This window comes from Bosea vestrisii (assembly GCF_030144325.1).
In the GTDB taxonomy this organism is placed as follows: Bacteria; Pseudomonadota; Alphaproteobacteria; order Rhizobiales; family Beijerinckiaceae; genus Allobosea; species Allobosea vestrisii_A.
On record NZ_CP126307.1, the window covers coordinates 4,557,032 to 4,573,047 of the forward strand.

Sequence of the window (16,016 nt, forward strand, 5' to 3'; positions counted from 1 at the left end):
ACATCCTCAGCCCTCATCCTGAGGAGCCGCGTAGCGGCGTCTCGAAGGATGGTCCAGTTGTCTCCGGAACCTCCTGGAGCATCCTTCGAGACGCGAGCTCCTCAGGATGAGGGCTGAGGACGAAATCAGGAGAGATGTCCATGTCCGTGCCCGCTGAGATTGCCCGCCTCAAGGCCTGCGGCGTCGTCCCCGTCGTCGTCATCGACGAGGCCGAAATCGCCGTGCCGCTGGCGGAAGCCCTGCTCGCCGGCGGCATCGACGTGATCGAGATCACGCTGCGCCGTCCGGCCGCGATGGCGGCGCTCGAAATCGTGGCGAAGAAGGTACCCGGTATCCTGCCTGTCGCCGGCACCGTGGTGACGCCGGCCCAGGCGGCCGAGGTCCATAATGCCGGCGCGCTTGCCGTGGTCAGCCCGGGCTTCACTGAGAGCGTCGACGAGGCCATGCGCAAGACCGGTCTGCCCTGGCTGCCAGGCGTCGCCACCGCCTCAGACTGCATGCGCGCCGTCTCGGCCGGCCGTCTCACCTGCAAGTTCTTCCCGGCAGAGCAGGCGGGCGGCGTCGCCGGCTTGAAGGCGCTCTCCGGCCCGTTCCCGCAGATGCAGTTCTGCCCGACCGGCGGCGTCTCGCTCGCCAATCTCGGCAATTACCTCGGTCTGCCGCAGGTGATCTGTGTCGGCGGCTCCTGGCTCGTCCCGGCCGATGCGGTGAAGAATCGCGACTGGGCGCAGGTGACGAAGCTCTCACGAGAAGCGCGCGAGAAGGTCGCCGAGCTGCGCGGCTAGTCCTCGCTGCGCGCCGCGCTCCACGCCAGCTCCTGCGCATAGGTGCGGATGTCGGCCGGCCAGCCCGCCGCCTGCCGGAAGAAGCCGATCTCGTCATTGGCGAAGAGCGCGCGGGTCGCTTCCTCGAAGCCCGCTACGTTGCCGGCGAGCGCGCTCATGAAGCGATAGGCTGTCTCGCGGGCGATGCGTCCTTGCGTTTCGCCGCGGTCGCCGCGCCGCGCCTCGTCTATCAGGCGCCGCAGGGCCTGCGAGGCACCGCCGGGCTGCGCCGACAGCCACTCCCAATGCCGCGGCAGCAACGTCACCTCGCGCGCGACGACGCCGAGCTTCGGCCGACCGCGCCCGCGGGCTTCGCCGCCGAGGCGCGCCACGATCTCGGCTGGCGTGCCGCGCAGGTCGAGGTCGACCACCCGCCCGGTCGCGTCGTCGAAGGTCAGGACAGCCGCTTCTGGACGCTCGGCCAGGCGCTGCTGCACGGCGACCGCCACGTCGGCCAGTCGGCCACGGGCGAGGATGGTGTTGCCGTCGAAGGCGGTCGAGAGGTGGTCGGCGTCGGGCATCATCGTTTCCTGAGTGAGGTAGTAAAATACCCGGATAAAAATACTTGAGTCAATATTGTCCGGGTGATATTTGCCGCGCCTCACACAAGGAGGACGCGATGCGTCATGAGGACAGGAGGGCCGTCGTCGCGGCCTATAAGGAACGCAAGGTCGTGGCCGGCATCTATCTGGTGCGCTGCCTCGCCACCGGCGAGCTCTGGGCCGGGCAGGCGCCGGATCTCTCGACCATCCAGAACCGCGTCTGGTTCATGCTGCGCCATGGCAGCCACCGCGGGCGAAAGCTGCAGGCAGCCTGGAACGCGCATGGCGAGGATGCTTTCGCCTTCGAGGAGCTGGAGCGGCTCGACGAGAAGGCGCTTGAGGCCGGCCGCGAGCGCGTCATGAAGGTGCGGCTGGCGCATTGGTGCGCGGAGCTTGGGGCGGAGGCGGTGTGAGGCAAACTGCGGGGAACCCTCTCCTGTTAAGAGGGCAGGGTGAGGTGTAGGCCCCTTGACCAGTTCCGCGAGCGCTCACCGCGCGGCCAGGTTCCGGCCAACGTTTCCGCTCCGAACACCTCACCCCTACCCCTCTCCTTCCAGGAGAGGGGATCCCGCGTTTTCTCGTCAGGGCCGGGTTTCGGCCAACCGCTCCACCACCAAATCCGCGATCGCCAACGAGCTCGTCAGCCCCGGGCTCTCGATGCCGAGCAGGTTGACCAGGCCCGGCACGCCATGCACCGCCGGCCCGTCGATACGGAAATCCGGCATTGGTTCGCTCGGCCCATGCAGCTTCGGCCGGATGCCGGCATAGTCGGCGACGAGCGCGTCGTCCGGCAGGCCGGGCCAGTAGGTCCGGATCGCCGCATAGAATTTTTCGGCGCGGGCGGGATCGACGATCAGGTCCTGGTCGTGCTCGACCCATTCGACATCGGGGCCGAACTTGACCCGGCCGGCCATGTCGATGGTGGCGTGGATGCCGAGGCCCGCGGCTTCCGGTACCGGATAGACCAGATGGCTGAAGGGCTGCTTGCCGAGCAGCGAGAAGTAGTTGCCCTTGGCGAAGGACTGCTTCGGGACGTGCTCGGCCGGGAAACCGTCGAGCTTGCCAAGCAGGCGCGGCGCGCCATGGCCGGCGGAGTTGATCACGGTATTCGCGGTGCAGGTCGCAGGGTCCGCGCCGCCGAAATCGACGCTGAATCCATCGGCCTCGCGCCGCCAGGCCAGGATCGGCGTATTGAGGGCGAGCGAGCCGCCGGCCGCCTCGCATTCGCCGAGCAGCGACAGCATCAGCGCATGGCTGTCGACCACGCCGGTCTCGGGCGAGAGCAGGGCGATCTCGCAGGTCACCTCCAGCTCCAGCGCCTTCGCCTGCGCGCCGTCAAGCCAGCGCAGCGAGGTTACGCCCGAGGCCTCGGCACGTGCCGCGATCGTCTCCAGCGCCGGGCGCTGGCCGGCATGCGTGCCGACGATCAGCTTGCCGCAGGCCTTGTGGGGCAGACCACGCTCGTGGAGGTAGGCGTAGAGCAGCTTGCGGCCCTCGACGCAGACCCGCGCTTTCAGCGAGCCCGGCGGATAGTAGATGCCGGCATGGATGACCTCGCTGTTGCGGGCCGAGGTCTGGGTGCCGATGCCGTCAGCGGCCTCGGCGATCACGACCTCGCGGCCGGCGAGCGCAAGCGCGCGCGCCGTCGCGAGGCCGACGACGCCGGCCCCGATGACGAGGCAGTCGATATCGGCCGCGCTCACACCCTCCCCCTTGCGGGGGAGGGATGGGGAGGGGGGTGACTGGGTGAGCGTTTGCGAGGGAGCTTTCGATTTCAGCCTCACGGCTGACTACCCGCCTCTCCAACTCTCCCCCACAAGGGGGAGAGCGCGCGTCGCGCTTCTGGCACGAGCCATTGCAGGATGACTCACGCGGCGCGCTGCGGCATCGCCATCTCGACCAGGCTCGCCCAGTAGGTCATGCCGACCGGGATCGCCTTGTCGTTGAACTCATAGGCGGGGTGGTGCAGCCCGGCGGACTCGCCATTGCCCATGAAGATGTAGGCGCCAGGGCGCTCTTCCAGCATGAAGGAGAAATCCTCCGAGCCCATGGTCGGCGGCACCGTTGTGTCGATCGCTTCCTTGCCGAAGGTGCTCTTCGTCGCGCTGGTGACGAAGTCGGTCTGGCCGGCATGGTTGAAGGTGACCGGATAGCCGCGATCGTATTCGAGCGTATAGGTCAGGCCGAAAGCCTGGGTCGTGCCGGCGACGATCTCGCGCAGACGCTTCTCGGCGAGGTCGCGCATCTCGGTCGAGAGCGTACGCACCGTGCCCTTGATCTCGACATGCTGCGGGATGACGTTGAAGGCCGTGCCTGCCTGCAGCGCCGTCACCGAGACGACGACGGAATCGAGCGGGTCGGCATTGCGCGAGGCGATGGTCTGCAGCGAGGTGACGAGCTGGCAGGCGGCAACCAGCGGGTCGATCGTCTCGTTGGGCTTGGCGGCGTGGCCGCCGCGGCCCTCGAGCTTGAGCAGGAACTTGTCGGCTGCCGCCATCATCGGCCCCTTGCGGATGGCGAACTGGCCGATCGGCAGGCCCGGCATGTTGTGCAGGCCATAGACCTCCTGCACGCCGAAGCGCTCCATCAGCCCATCCTTGCACATCTCCTTGCCGCCGCCGCCGCCTTCTTCAGCCGGCTGGAAGATGACGATCGCGGTGCCGTCGAAGTCGCGGGTGTCGGCCAGGTACTTGGCGGCGCCGAGCAGCATGGCGGTGTGGCCGTCATGGCCGCAGGCGTGCATCTTGCCCGCCACGGTCGAGCGGTGCTCGAGATTGGTCTCCTCGTGGATCGGTAGCGCATCCATGTCGGCGCGCAGGCCGATGACCTTGCCGGAATTCTGGCCCTTGCCCTTGATCACGCCGACGACGCCGGTACGCCCGATGCCGGTGACGACCTCGTCGATGCCCCATTCCCTGAGCTTGTCGGCGACGATGCCGGCGGTGCGCTGCACGTCGAAGAGCAGCTCGGGATGGCGGTGGAAGTCGCGGCGGATCGCGCTGATCTCGGGTTCGATCGCGGCGATGAGATCGGATTTGGGCATTGTGTCCTCGACAGGTCGCGGCTTTGCAAAAAAAGGTTGGCAGAAAACGGGTTGCCAGCCGCGCAAGCTAGCGCGGAGCCGGGCGTCCTGTCCAAGCCGATTGCGGCATGAGGGGGCGGAGACTGGCGAATGCGTCGCGCCCTCCTGTCCACATCGCTGCGAAAGGGTTAAGAGCTGCCGGCCCGGAGAGTGTCGCTCCGGACGATCCCGACCTGACGAGTGCTGCGATGTCCGAGGCCAACACCATCCGCGAAGTCACGATCCCGGAGCTGCCGAACCATTATCGCGGCAAGGTCCGCGAGAATTACGACCTGCCGGACGGGCGCCGGATCATCATCGCCACCGACCGGCTCAGCGCCTTCGACCGCGCCATCGCCTGTATTCCGTTCAAAGGCCAGGTGCTGACGCAGACGGCGCGCTTCTGCTTCGAGCAGACGGCGGACATCTGCCCCAACCACGTGCTCGATTATCCCGATCCCAATGTCGTGGTCGGGCAACGGCTCGACATCCTGCCGGTCGAGATCGTGGTGCGCGGCTATCTCGCCGGCACCACCGGCACCTCGATCCTGACCATGTACAAGCAGGGCCGGCGCGAGATGTACGGCGCCCGCTTCCCCGAGGGTTTGCGCGACAACGAGGCACTGCCGCAGGCGATCATCACCCCGACCAGCAAGGCCTTCGACGGCGGCCATGACGAGCCGCTCTCGCCCGCCGAGATCCTGGAGCAGGGTCTGTTGACCAAGGCGCAGTGGGAGACCCTCTCGGGTTATGCGCTGGCGCTGTTCGCCCGTGGCCAGAAGCTCGCGGCCGAGCGCGGGCTGATCCTCGCCGATACGAAGTACGAGTTCGGCACGGATGGCGAGGGCAAGATCATCCTCGCCGACGAGATCCACACTCCCGATTCGAGCCGCTACTGGTTCGCCGGGAGCTATCCCGAGCGCTTCGCAAAGGGTGAGAAGCCGGAGAGCTTCGACAAGGATTTCGTGCGCAACTGGGTCGCGGCCCGCTGCGACCCCTATAACGAGCCGATCCCGGAGATCCCGGACGAGCTGATCGAGCAGACCTCGCAGGTCTATATCCGGGCCTTCGAGACGATCACCGGCCAGACCTTCGTGCCGCCGGCGGCTGATGTGGCGCCGCTGGAGCGGATCAGGCGGAACCTGGCGCGCTATTTCTGAGGCGAGGCGCGCCAACCAGACACAGCCAATGGCAGACGGAACAGCCGCAACGCTCGCGCGTTGAGCGCTGACCATCGCTGTGTTGAAGGGAGGCCGCCATGCGCCGCCTGATCGTTCTCGCCGCTTCTCTCGTCCCCCTGCTGGCGTTCGCCGCCAATGACGCCTCGGCGCAGACCAGCGGCAGTGCCTTCCGGGGCGGGGGGAGTCCGTGCGGGCGGCGCCCTCAGTGGAGGCGGGGCGCTGTCCGGTGGAGGCTTCCGCGGCGGCAATCGCGTCGGGCTTGGAGGAGGTTTTGGCAGCTCCCGTGTTGGCCTCGGTAGAGGCTATGGCTATCGCGGCGGCCTCAATCGCGGCGGCGCGGGCTGGGGCTACCGGCCCAATCGCTGGTATGGCGGCGGCTATTATGGGCGGCGCGGCTATTATGGCGGTGGCTGGGGATGGGGTGCCGGAGGCCTGGCGGCCGGCGCGATTCTCGGGGGCGCTGCGGCTTATCCCTACTATTACGGCACGCCCTATTATGAAGAGCCGCCCCCTATTACCCCCGGCGATACTATGCCGAGACCTATCGGGGTCCGGTCTCTTCAGGCATCGGCAACTACTGCCAGACGCCTGTTCGCACCTGCCAGCTGATCAACCCGGCCGATCTCGGCGCCGGCTGTTCCTGCCGCGTCGCGGGTGGACGGGCTCGCGGGAGCGTGATCCCGTAGCGGAAGCGTGAAGCCGGGAGGGGGCGCCTCGGTCGGCGCTCCCGCGCAGGTCGGCTCAGACCCCGAATTCCTGGCGCCAGTGCTCGATGTCGTCGAGCGCGACGTTTGAGCCGCACAGCACCAGCGCGACGCGCTCGCCCGGCTTGAACTGATCCTTGCGCGCCATGGCGGCGGCGACGGTGCAGGATGCGGCTGGCTCGAGCAGGACGCGCCCGTTCTGCAGCACCCAGACCAGCTCGCGCACCGCTTCGGCGTCGGGCACGACGACGATCTCCTCGAGGAACTGGCGCGCGGCCGCCATCGTCCGTTCGGTCGCGAAGGGCGCTCCGAGCGTGCGGGCGATCGAGGTCGGGCGGATCGGCACCGGCTTTCCGGCTTCGAGCGCCTGCGTCATCGTCGTCGCGCCCTCGGTCTCGACGCCATGGATGCGCACCGCCGGGTCGAGCCCCTTCAGTGCCGCGCCGACGCCGGCCGAGAAGCCGCCGCCGCCGATCGAGATGAAGACATGGTCGATCCGCCCGCCGGCATCGGCCGCAAGTTCTAAGCCGACCGTGCCGTGGCCGGCGATGATCGCCGGATCGTCATAGGAGTGGACATGGGTCATGCCCTTGCCCTCGTACTCCTCCGCCTTGGAGAAGGCGGCGAGCGCATCCTCGCAGAGCTCGACCTCGCCGCCGGCTTCCTCCGTCAGGCGGATATTGAGTGGTGCGACGTTCTTCGGCATCAGCACCAGCGCCTTGATGCCGAGCATGCTGGCGACCAGCGAGACGGCGATGGCGTGGTTGCCGCCGGAGACGGTAACGACGCCGCGCGCTTTCTCGGCTTCGGAGAGGCCGAGCAGCTTGTTGTAGCAGCCGCGCACCTTGAACGAGCCGGCGAGCTGCAGGCTCTCGACCTTGACCACGGTCTCGACGCCGAGCCTGGCCGTAAGGCCGGCGCTCAGGAAGGTCGGCGTGCGCCTGACCTTGCCGGCGATGCGGGTGGCGGCGGCCTGGATATCGGCGAGGGTGACGTCGAAGGACATGGCGGACTCACAGGGATGCTTGCTTGGCCGGCACATGAGCGCGCCGGGCGCAGCCCGGTCAAGCGCGGAGAACCGATTGACGACAGGCAATGCCAGCGTAGCCTGCGGCACGGTTCATGCCTGTCGGCCAGTTCATCGGAGATTTTTACCCGTGCGTTATTCCCCCAAGGAGATGCTGGCCAAGCTGGTGTCGTTCAACACCGAGTCCTGGCGCAGCAATCTCGAGCTGATCCATTTCTGCCGCGACTACCTCGCCGCCCATGGCGTCGAGAGCACGATCGTGCCGAGCCCCGATGGCGAGAAGGCCAATCTCTACGCGACCGTCGGGCCGCAGGCCGCCGGCGGCATCGTCCTCTCCGGCCATACCGACGTGGTGCCGGTCGAAGGGCAGGACTGGAGCTCCGATCCGTGGACGCTGACCGAGCGCGACGGCAAGCTCTATGGCCGCGGCAGCTGCGACATGAAGGGCTTCGACGCGATCGCGCTGGCCCTGGTGCCGGAGATGCTCGAGGCCGGGCTGAAGCGACCCTTCCATATCGCGCTCTCCTATGACGAGGAGGTCGGCTGCATCGGCGCCGCGATCATGATCGATGCCATGGCAGCGGCCGGGTTGAAGCCCTCCGCGGTGATCGTCGGCGAGCCCTCGATGATGCAGGTCGTCACCGGTCACAAGGGCGGCACCCGGATGAAGACGACGGTGCGCGGCCACGCCGTGCATTCGAGCCGCGTCGATATCGGTGTCCCCGCCGTGATGGTCGCCGGCAAGCTGATCGCCTGGCACGATGACGTCATGCAGGAGAACAAGGCGAAGGCTAAAGCCGGCATCGCGTTCGAGCCGCCCTATTCGACGCTGCATGTCGGCGTCGTCGCCGGCGGCACGGCGGTCAACATCACTGCCGAGCATGCCAGCTTCAGCCACGAGGTCCGGGTCATGCCGGGCGACGATACCGACTATGTCGCGCGCTACCGGGCGAAGATCACCGAGCTGGAGGCACCGATGAAGGCGATCGCGCCTGAGACCGGCATCACAATGGAGATCACCTCCCAGACGCCGCCGCTGGCGCCGGAGAAGGAGGGCGCTGCCGAGACGCTGTCCCGCCGCATCACCGGCGACAATGCCAGCCATGTCGTCGCCTACGGCACCGAGGGCGGCCTGTTCCAGGCGGCCGGCTGGTCGACCGTGGTCTGCGGACCCGGCGATATCGCCCAGGCGCACCAGCCTGACGAGTTCCTCACAGTAGCCCAGCTCGACGCCGGGACGGCTTTCGTCCGCGCGCTGATTGCGGAGCTGGCCCGCTGACGGTGCAAGGCGGGGCGCTTCATTGCGAGCCTTTGGCGCGCCCTTCGCAGCTTCGTGCGTTGCATTAGTAAGATTCGCAACAAAGTTCGATCTGGAACGAAGTCGATCGGACGCACTGGACGCGGGCTTCGAACCGTCATTAATCTGCCGCCTTCGTCGGCGTGCCGCCAAAATAAGCAGGCAGCCGGCACCGCTCCTGGGGAGGAGTGGTTTCAACCAATCGGGAGCAGTCTCACATGTCGTTCAAGACCAATTGCCTGGCAGCCGTGGCGGCCCTGGCCTTGATGTGCGGGGCTGTGCAAGCCCAGACCTTGCGATACGCCAACCAGGGCGAGCTGAAGTCGCTCGACCCCTACACCGTCAACGAAACCACCACGAACGCCCATCTCGGCCATCCCTATGAAGGCCTGACGGCGCGCGGCAAGGATCTCAAGATCGAGCCGGCCCTCGCCGAGAAGTGGGAAGTCTCCGACGACGGCCTGAAATGGCGCTTCTTCCTGCGCAAGGGCGTCAAGTTCCATGACGGCTCGGACTTCACCGCCGATGATGTGCTCTTCTCGGCCGAACGCGTCCGCGCCACGGGCTCGAACTTCACCACCCGCATCCCGACCAGTGCCAAGTTCGTCAAGGTCGACGACCACACGGTCGACGTCGTCCTGACCGCGCCGAATCCGATCCTGAACGCGCAGTGGGACACCTGGTACATCATGTCGAAGAAGTGGGCGGAGGCGAACAACGCCGTCGCCCCGACCCCGGCGGCCGCGACCACCCCGAGCCATGCCTCGCTCAACGCCAACGGCACGGGCCCCTACAAGATCGAGAGCCATCAGCCGGGCGTGAAGACCGTCTTCAAGTTCAATGAGAACTACTGGAAGAAGATCGACGGCAACATCAAGGAGATCATCTTCACGCCGATCTCCTCGGACGCCACCCGCGTCGCCGCGCTGCTCTCCGGCGAGGTCGACGTGATCGAGCCGGTTCCGATCCAGGACATCCAGCGCGTCAACGCCTCGGGCAACGCCCAGGTGCTGACCGGGCCGGAATTGCGCACCATCTTCCTCGGCTTCGACCAGACCCGCGACGAGCTGCTGGAATCGAGCGTCAAGGGCAAGAACCCGTTCAAGGATGTGAAGGTCCGTCAGGCCTTCTACCAGGCGATCGACATCGAGACGATCAAGAGCCGCGTCATGCGTGGGCTTTCGACCCCGTCGCCGCTGATGATCGCGCCGGAGCTGTTCTCGACCGCCGGTTTCACCCGCGCCAAGTTCGACGCCGAAGCCTCCAAGAAGCTGCTCGCCGAGGCCGGTTACCCCAACGGCTTCGAGCTTGGCATGGACTGCCCGAACGACCGCTACGTCAATGACGGCCAGATCTGCCAGGCCGTGGTCGGCATGCTCGCCCGCATCGGCGTCAAGGTCAGCCTCAACGCCCAGCCCAAGGCGCAGTACTTCGCCAAGGTGCTGAAGCCGGGTGGCTACAAGACCTCGTTCTACCTGCTCGGCTGGACCCCTGGCACCTTCGACAGCCACAATGTCCTCTATGACATCCTCGGCTGCCGCGATGTCGCCGGCTCCTCGCGCGGCGAGTCGAACCTCGGCAACTACTGCAACAAGAAGGTCGACGAGCTGACCGACAAGATCCTGGTCGAGTCGGACACCGCCAAGCGCAATGCGATGATTGGCGAGGCCTACAAGATGACCGTCGACGAGTTCTCCTACATCCCGCTTCACCAGCAGGCTTTGGCCTGGGGTGTCTCGAAGAAGGTGAAGCTCGCCCAGCGCGCCGACAATTCGGTGCTGCTCTACTACGCCACCAAGGAGCAGTGAGGGCCTGAAGGGCGCGCGGGCGAAGAGCCCACGCGCCCTTTCTCTATCTGCAGCACAGACGTCGTCCCGCGAGGGGCGGCCTCGGATTCCTTGTAAGGGCGAACATGCTCGCATTTGTTCTGCGCCGGCTGTTCCAGTCGCTGATGGTGATGCTCGCGGTCGCGCTCATCGCCTTCACCATGTTCCGCTTCGTCGGCGACCCGGTGAACCAGATGGTGGGCGTCGACACGCCGCAGGAGCAGGTCGCGCAGCTGCGCCAGACGCTCGGCCTCGACGAGCCGGTGGTCGTCCAGTTCGCGCGCTACATCTACAACGCCGCGCGGCTCGAATTCGGCGTATCCTACCAGTTCCGCCTGCCGGTGATCTCGTTGCTCGGCGAGCGCGCGCCGGCGACGCTCGAGCTCGCCTTCATGTCGGCGCTGTTCTCATTGCTGGTCGGCATACCCATGGGTGTCTACACGGCGCTGCGCCGTGATAGCTGGCTGGCGAAGATTTTCCAGACGGTCTCGCTCGTCGGCATCAGCCTGCCGACCTTCCTGATCGGCATCCTCCTGATTTACCTGTTCTCGGTGACGCTCGGCTGGCTGCCCTCCTTCGGGCGCGGCGAGGTCGTCAAGATCGGCAACTGGTGGACGACAGGGCTTCTGACCGCCTCGGGCTGGAAGGCGCTGATCCTGCCGTCGATCACGCTCGGTCTGTTCCAGATGACGCTGATCATGCGCCTCGTCCGGGCCGAGATGCTCGAGGTGCTGCGCACCGACTACATCAAGTTCGCCCGCGCCCGCGGCCTCAAGACGAGAGCCATCCATTTCGGCCATGCGCTGAAGAACACGCTGGTGCCGGTCATCACCATCGCCGGCCTGCAGCTCGGTTCGATCATCGCCTTCGCCATCATCACCGAGACGGTGTTCCAGTGGCCGGGCATGGGCCTGCTCTTCCTCAAGGCGGTGCAGCAGGTCGATATCCCGATCATGGCGGCCTATCTCATGTTGATCTCTTTCCTGTTCGTCAGCATCAACCTGATCGTCGACCTGCTTTACGCACTGGTCGATCCGCGCCTGCGCGCGACGATCGGGGCGCATTGAGGTCGGTCATGAGTGTGCAACCCGCTTCCTCCCCGAAACAGCCGCCCTCGCTCTGGGCCCGCATCCTCGACAGCGACATCCTCGCGAGCTTCCTGCGTTCGAAGGTGACGATGGTCGCGGCCGTCATCGTGCTGGTGATGTTCATCGGCGCCGCCTTCTCGCCCTGGATCGCCCCGACAAACCCGTTCGATCCGGCGACCGTCTTCCTCGCCGACGCCAACATCCCGCCGGCCTGGCAGGATGGCGGCGATCCGAAATTCATCCTTGGCACCGACGACCAGGGCCGCGATCTCTATTCGGCGATCCTCTATGGCTTGCGCGTCTCTCTGATTGTCGGCCTGCTCGGCGTCGCGCTGGCGGCAACGATCGGCATCACGCTTGGCCTGCTCGCCGGCTATCTCGGTGGCCGGGTCGATTCGCTGATCATGCGCATCGCCGACGTGCAATTGACCTTCCCGGCGATCCTGATCGCGCTTCTGATCGACGGTGTTGTCCGCGGCATCTTCAAGGGCGCGAACCGCGAGGACACGGCGCTCTATGTGCTGGTGATCTCGATCGGGCTCTCCTTCTGGGTGCAGTACGCCCGCACCATCCGCGGCTCGACCCTGGTCGAGCGCAACAAGGACTATGTCCAGGCTGCCAGGCTCGTCGGCCTGCCGGCGCCGCTGATCATGCTGCGCCATGTCCTGCCGAACGTGATCGGCCCGGTGCTGGTCATCCTGACCATCAACCTCGCGCTCGCCGTCATCACCGAGGCGACGCTCTCCTTCCTCGGCGTCGGCCTGCCGGCGACCCAGCCATCGCTCGGCACGCTGATCTCGATCGGCAATCGCTATCTGTTCTCTGGCGACTGGTGGATCGTCACCTTCCCGGGCGTGACGCTGGCGATCCTGGTGTTGGCGGTGAACCTGCTCGGCGATTGGCTGCGCGATGCCCTGAACCCGCGGTTGAGGTGAGCCGATGAGCGAGACCGTTCTCTCCGTCCAGGATCTCACCGTCGAGTTTGTCACCCGCCGCGGCACGTTGCGCGCGCTCGACAAGATCTCTTTCGACATCGCCCGCGGCGAGGTGCTCGGGGTCGTCGGCGAATCCGGCGCCGGCAAGTCGGTCACCGGCTCGGCGATCATCGGCCTGATCGATCCGCCCGGCCGCATTGCCGGTGGCAAGGTCGTCCTCTCCGGCGAGCGCGTCGACAATCTCCCGCTGGAACAGATGCGGCGCCTCCGCGGCAAGCGCATCGGCATGATCTTCCAGGACCCGCTGACCAGCCTCAACCCGCTCTACCGGGTCGGCGAGCAGCTGATCGAGACGATCCAGACCCATACAGACCTCAACGCGGCGGATGCCCGCAAGCGCGCCATCGCGTTGCTCGACGAGGTCGGCATACCCGCGCCGGAGCGGCGCATCGACGGCTATCCGCACGAGTTCTCCGGCGGCATGCGCCAGCGCGTCGTCATCGCGCTCGCGCTCTGTGCCGAGCCGGAATTCATCATCGCCGACGAGCCGACCACCGCGCTCGACGTCTCCGTGCAGGCGCAGATCATCACGCTCATCAAGCGGCTCTGCAAGGAACGCGGCACCTCGGTGATGCTGGTCACCCACGACATGGGCGTGATCGCCGAGACGGCCGACCGCGTTGCAGTGATGTATGCCGGCCGCGTCGCCGAGATCGGCCCGGTCCGCGACGTCATCAAGGAACCGCTCCACCCCTATACCCAGGGGCTGATGGGCGCGATCCCCTCGATCACAGGCGATGCCGAGCGCCTTGTGCAGATCCCGGGCTCGATGCCCAGGCTCTCCAGCATTCCGAGGGGCTGCGCCTTCAATCCGCGCTGTTCCAAGGTGTTCGAGCGCTGCCGCATCGACCGGCCGGAGCTCATCGATGTCGGCGGCCACCAGGTCGCCTGCCATCTCTACGATCAGGCCAAGGCGCCGGCCGGCAAGACGGAGATCGCGGCGTGAGCGAAAAAGCCTTCGTCCAGGTCCGCGACCTCAAGCGCGTCTTCGACGTCTCCAGGCCCTGGCTGAACCGGGTGCTGGAGAACGCGCCGAAGCAGTATCTCAAGGCCGTCGATGGCGTCTCCTTCGACATCCGCAAGGGCGAGACCTTCGCGCTGGTCGGCGAGTCCGGCTCGGGCAAGTCGACCGTGGCGCGCATGGTCGTCGGCCTCCTGAACCCGTCCGGCGGCACGGTCTCGATCGACGGCGTCTCGATGTCCGATGCGAAGGCGAGCCAGGAGCGCCAGCGCCTGCGCAAGCGCATCCAGATGATCTTCCAGGACCCTTACGCCTCGCTCAATCCGCGCTGGCGTGTCGGGCGGATCATCGCCGAGCCGATCCACGCCTTCGGCATCATCCAGGGCGATGCGGCGATCGCAGAGCGCGTCGGCGAACTCCTCTCGCTGGTCGGCCTGCACCCTGACGACAGCAAGAAGTTTCCGCACGAATTCTCCGGCGGCCAACGCCAGCGCATCGCGATCGCCCGTGCGCTCGCCTCCAATGCCGAGTTCATCGTCTGCGACGAGCCGACCTCGGCGCTCGACGTCTCCGTGCAGGCGCAGATCCTCAACCTGATGCGCGACCTGCAGCAGAAGTTCGGGCTGACCTATCTCTTCATCAGCCATAACCTCGCGGTCGTCCGGCACATGGCGACGCGCATCGGCGTGATGTATCTCGGCCGCCTGGTCGAGGTCTCAGACGGCAAGCAGCTCTTCGCCGCGCCGCGCCATCCCTATACCAGGATGCTGCTCGACGCGGTGCCCGACCTCGCCATGGTCGGCAAGCGGCACGAGGGCGTGAAAGGCGAAATCCCGAACCCGATCAATCCGCCCTCGGGCTGCACCTTCCATCCGCGCTGCCCGCTGGTCTTCGATCGCTGCCGCGTCGAGAACCCGCCGGTGATCGACGGTGTCGCCTGCCATGCGGTGAATGCGGGCCGCGAGGCGGCTTGAAAACAGGCGTCATTCTCGGGCGAAGCGAAGCGCAGACCCGAGAATCTTATGACGAGAGGGCGCTGGTCGGAGGCTCATCCTGCCTGAGATGCTCGGGTCAAGCCCGAGCATGACGGCGGTGCCTCGCTACTTCCCGGCGGGCGGGCTCGGCGCCTTCGGCCGCCGGCTGAGCGGTGCTACGGGCCGCTCGGTGCGGTATTGGCCGCGCGCGATCGCGGTGAACAGCAGGGCAACCGCGGTCAGCGTCATCAGCCACCAGGTCTGGAACGAGGCGAAGCCGAGGGCCGCCAGCGCGAAGGCTGTGACATAGGCCGCGACGCCGCCGGCGGCGAGCGCGCCGGGCATGCGACCTGCGGCGCTGACCGCGAAATAGAGGCAGAGCGCGCTCGTCGCCGCGCCAACCAGGCCGAGCTCGTACCAGGTCTCGAACAGGATCGTGGTCGGCACCTCGAGCGGCAGTGCGCCGGTGGTGCGTCCACGCAGGACCGTATCGAGCCCATGCCCGGTGATGAGCTGCACCGGGCGGCTGGAGATGATGTCGGCCCAGATGTCGAGGCCGATGCCGACCGTACTGAACACCGCGGGGGAGAGCCGGAAGAACGGCAGCAGCAGGAAAGGCAGGAGCGGGGCGAGCAGCATCAGCCCGGCCATGATGCCGCCCATCAGCCTGGCGCCGACGACGCGGTTGGCACTGACCGCGCCGAAGGCGATCGCGCCGCACAGCATCGCCATCGCCTCGCCATCCTCGATCCGCGAGAGCGCGAGCAGGCCGACCACCAGCGCCAGTCCCAACGCGGTCAGGCCGCGCTCACGCGAGAGCAGCCAGGCGAGCGCCGGCCAGGCCATGATCAAGACAACGCTGACGCCGCGCTCGACGCTGCCGGCGGCGGTGGCGGCTCGCGAGTCGATCGGGCTCAGCGCCTCGGTCAGGAGCAGGCCGAGCGCGAAGATCGCAGCGACGCCGGCGCCGAGCGCCGCGAGGTTGAGGTTCGAGGCCCGCATGCGCTCGGGCAGAGCGGCGGCACCGGCAAAGCCGAGCGCCACGGCGAGGAAGAGATTGGCCGCCTTCTCGGTGGCCGAGCCGGTATAGGGGCTCCAGACCAGCGAGAGCACGGCCCAGCCGACCAGCGCCCAGATCGTCACGCCGGCGCGGCTGAAGAGCGACGCCCTGATATTGCCGGCGAACCAGCGCGGCGCCTCGATCAACGCGGCGATCGCCAGCAGGATGACGCCGATCGGCACCAGCACGACGGCGGCACGGCGTGACACCAGCGAGGCCAGCGGCAAGGCAAGCGCGAGCGTCGCAAAGCCGATGCGGCGCAGGAGCAGCGCGGCATCGGTCGCGGGATCGAGGGGCGTCTGGGCGTTCGGACGGATCATGGGCAAGCGGGTACTCGGCGAGCCGCGTCCGGCCAGGATGCCGGGAACAGCCCACGCCACCCTAGCGCCTGCCTCGAGCTTCGACTGTAGGTGCGCTGCAACACTGGCAAAGCATCTCGCGCAGTTTGGAACACCTAAAGTTCACTGGTCGCGCGA

The 16,016-nt window shown here is 67.0% G+C and carries 14 protein-coding genes; 9 read left to right on the forward strand and 5 right to left on the reverse strand.

Annotated features, from left to right (window positions below; translation table 11 throughout):
* Positions 1 to 134 precede the first annotated feature (134 nt).
* Positions 135 to 785, forward strand: a complete 651-nt coding sequence (eda, locus tag QO058_RS22385) for a bifunctional 4-hydroxy-2-oxoglutarate aldolase/2-dehydro-3-deoxy-phosphogluconate aldolase (protein ID WP_432211967.1) — start codon at positions 135 to 137, stop codon at positions 783 to 785.
* On the opposite strand, the gene QO058_RS22390 is transcribed toward eda, so the two are convergent.
* Entirely contained in the window at positions 782 to 1,348 is a 567-nt protein-coding gene (locus tag QO058_RS22390) for a DUF2239 family protein (RefSeq protein WP_432211968.1), read from the reverse strand. The two genes, eda and QO058_RS22390, sit on opposite strands and share 4 nt — an antisense overlap.
* A gap of 95 nt (positions 1,349 to 1,443) precedes the next feature.
* On the opposite strand from QO058_RS22390, the gene QO058_RS22395 reads away from it, so the two are divergent.
* Entirely contained in the window at positions 1,444 to 1,779 is a 336-nt protein-coding gene (locus tag QO058_RS22395) for a GIY-YIG nuclease family protein (RefSeq protein ID WP_284168431.1), read from the forward strand.
* 168 nt (positions 1,780 to 1,947) lie between these two features.
* Here the strand turns inward: QO058_RS22395 and QO058_RS22400 are convergent, their stop codons facing one another.
* On the reverse strand, positions 1,948 to 3,069 hold the full coding sequence (locus tag QO058_RS22400) for an NAD(P)/FAD-dependent oxidoreductase (protein WP_284168432.1): 1,122 nt from the start codon (positions 3,067 to 3,069) through the stop codon (positions 1,948 to 1,950).
* A 164-nt stretch (positions 3,070 to 3,233) separates the two neighbouring features.
* Positions 3,234 to 4,409, reverse strand: a complete 1,176-nt coding sequence (locus QO058_RS22405; RefSeq protein WP_284168433.1) for a M20 aminoacylase family protein — start codon at positions 4,407 to 4,409, stop codon at positions 3,234 to 3,236.
* Between the two features lie 227 nt (positions 4,410 to 4,636).
* On the opposite strand from QO058_RS22405, the gene QO058_RS22410 reads away from it, so the two are divergent.
* On the forward strand, positions 4,637 to 5,587 hold the full coding sequence (locus QO058_RS22410) for a phosphoribosylaminoimidazolesuccinocarboxamide synthase (RefSeq protein WP_284168434.1): 951 nt from the start codon (positions 4,637 to 4,639) through the stop codon (positions 5,585 to 5,587).
* Between the two features lie 762 nt (positions 5,588 to 6,349).
* Here QO058_RS22410 and QO058_RS22415 read toward each other — a convergent pair.
* Positions 6,350 to 7,318 (reverse strand): threonine ammonia-lyase, encoded by a 969-nt coding sequence (locus QO058_RS22415; RefSeq protein ID WP_284168435.1) that lies wholly within the window; start codon positions 7,316 to 7,318, stop codon positions 6,350 to 6,352.
* A gap of 151 nt (positions 7,319 to 7,469) precedes the next feature.
* Here QO058_RS22415 and argE point away from each other — a divergent pair, with 151 nt between their 5' ends.
* From argE to QO058_RS22445, 6 genes are all read left to right on the forward strand, one after another.
* Positions 7,470 to 8,618, forward strand: a complete 1,149-nt coding sequence (argE, locus tag QO058_RS22420; protein ID WP_284168436.1) for an acetylornithine deacetylase — start codon at positions 7,470 to 7,472, stop codon at positions 8,616 to 8,618.
* A 236-nt stretch (positions 8,619 to 8,854) separates the two neighbouring features.
* Positions 8,855 to 10,444, forward strand: a complete 1,590-nt coding sequence (locus QO058_RS22425; protein WP_432211969.1) for an ABC transporter substrate-binding protein — start codon at positions 8,855 to 8,857, stop codon at positions 10,442 to 10,444.
* Between the two features lie 104 nt (positions 10,445 to 10,548).
* Complete coding sequence (locus tag QO058_RS22430; protein ID WP_284168437.1) at positions 10,549 to 11,529, forward strand: ABC transporter permease; 981 nt, start codon at positions 10,549 to 10,551, stop codon at positions 11,527 to 11,529.
* An 8-nt stretch (positions 11,530 to 11,537) separates the two neighbouring features.
* On the forward strand, positions 11,538 to 12,485 hold the full coding sequence (locus QO058_RS22435) for an ABC transporter permease (protein ID WP_284168438.1): 948 nt from the start codon (positions 11,538 to 11,540) through the stop codon (positions 12,483 to 12,485).
* Between the two features lie 4 nt (positions 12,486 to 12,489).
* Positions 12,490 to 13,491, forward strand: a complete 1,002-nt coding sequence (locus QO058_RS22440) for an ABC transporter ATP-binding protein (protein WP_284168439.1) — start codon at positions 12,490 to 12,492, stop codon at positions 13,489 to 13,491.
* Entirely contained in the window at positions 13,488 to 14,480 is a 993-nt protein-coding gene (locus QO058_RS22445; protein WP_284168440.1) for an ABC transporter ATP-binding protein, read from the forward strand. Before QO058_RS22440 ends, QO058_RS22445 begins: the two co-directional genes overlap by 4 nt.
* 126 nt (positions 14,481 to 14,606) lie before the next feature.
* On the opposite strand, the gene QO058_RS22450 is transcribed toward QO058_RS22445, so the two are convergent.
* The gene (locus QO058_RS22450; protein ID WP_284168441.1) at positions 14,607 to 15,866 is read right to left on the reverse strand and encodes a peptide ABC transporter permease; all 1,260 of its coding nucleotides are present in this window, start codon (positions 15,864 to 15,866) and stop codon (positions 14,607 to 14,609) included.
* Positions 15,867 to 16,016: the final 150 nt, after the last annotated feature.

Coding starts and splice junctions, on each gene's coding strand:
- QO058_RS22440 (WP_284168439.1), top strand. CDS start 12,490: ATGAGCGAGACCGTTCTCTCCGTCCAGGATCTCACCGTCGAGTTTGTC.
- QO058_RS22395 (WP_284168431.1), top strand. CDS start 1,444: ATGCGTCATGAGGACAGGAGGGCCGTCGTCGCGGCCTATAAGGAACGC.
- QO058_RS22435 (WP_284168438.1), top strand. CDS start 11,538: ATGAGTGTGCAACCCGCTTCCTCCCCGAAACAGCCGCCCTCGCTCTGG.
- QO058_RS22410 (WP_284168434.1), top strand. CDS start 4,637: ATGTCCGAGGCCAACACCATCCGCGAAGTCACGATCCCGGAGCTGCCG.
- eda (WP_432211967.1), top strand. CDS start 135: ATGTCCATGTCCGTGCCCGCTGAGATTGCCCGCCTCAAGGCCTGCGGC.
- QO058_RS22405 (WP_284168433.1), bottom strand. CDS start 4,409: ATGCCCAAATCCGATCTCATCGCCGCGATCGAACCCGAGATCAGCGCG.
- QO058_RS22390 (WP_432211968.1), bottom strand. CDS start 1,348: ATGATGCCCGACGCCGACCACCTCTCGACCGCCTTCGACGGCAACACC.
- QO058_RS22425 (WP_432211969.1), top strand. CDS start 8,855: ATGTCGTTCAAGACCAATTGCCTGGCAGCCGTGGCGGCCCTGGCCTTG.
- QO058_RS22430 (WP_284168437.1), top strand. CDS start 10,549: ATGCTCGCATTTGTTCTGCGCCGGCTGTTCCAGTCGCTGATGGTGATG.
- QO058_RS22415 (WP_284168435.1), bottom strand. CDS start 7,318: ATGTCCTTCGACGTCACCCTCGCCGATATCCAGGCCGCCGCCACCCGC.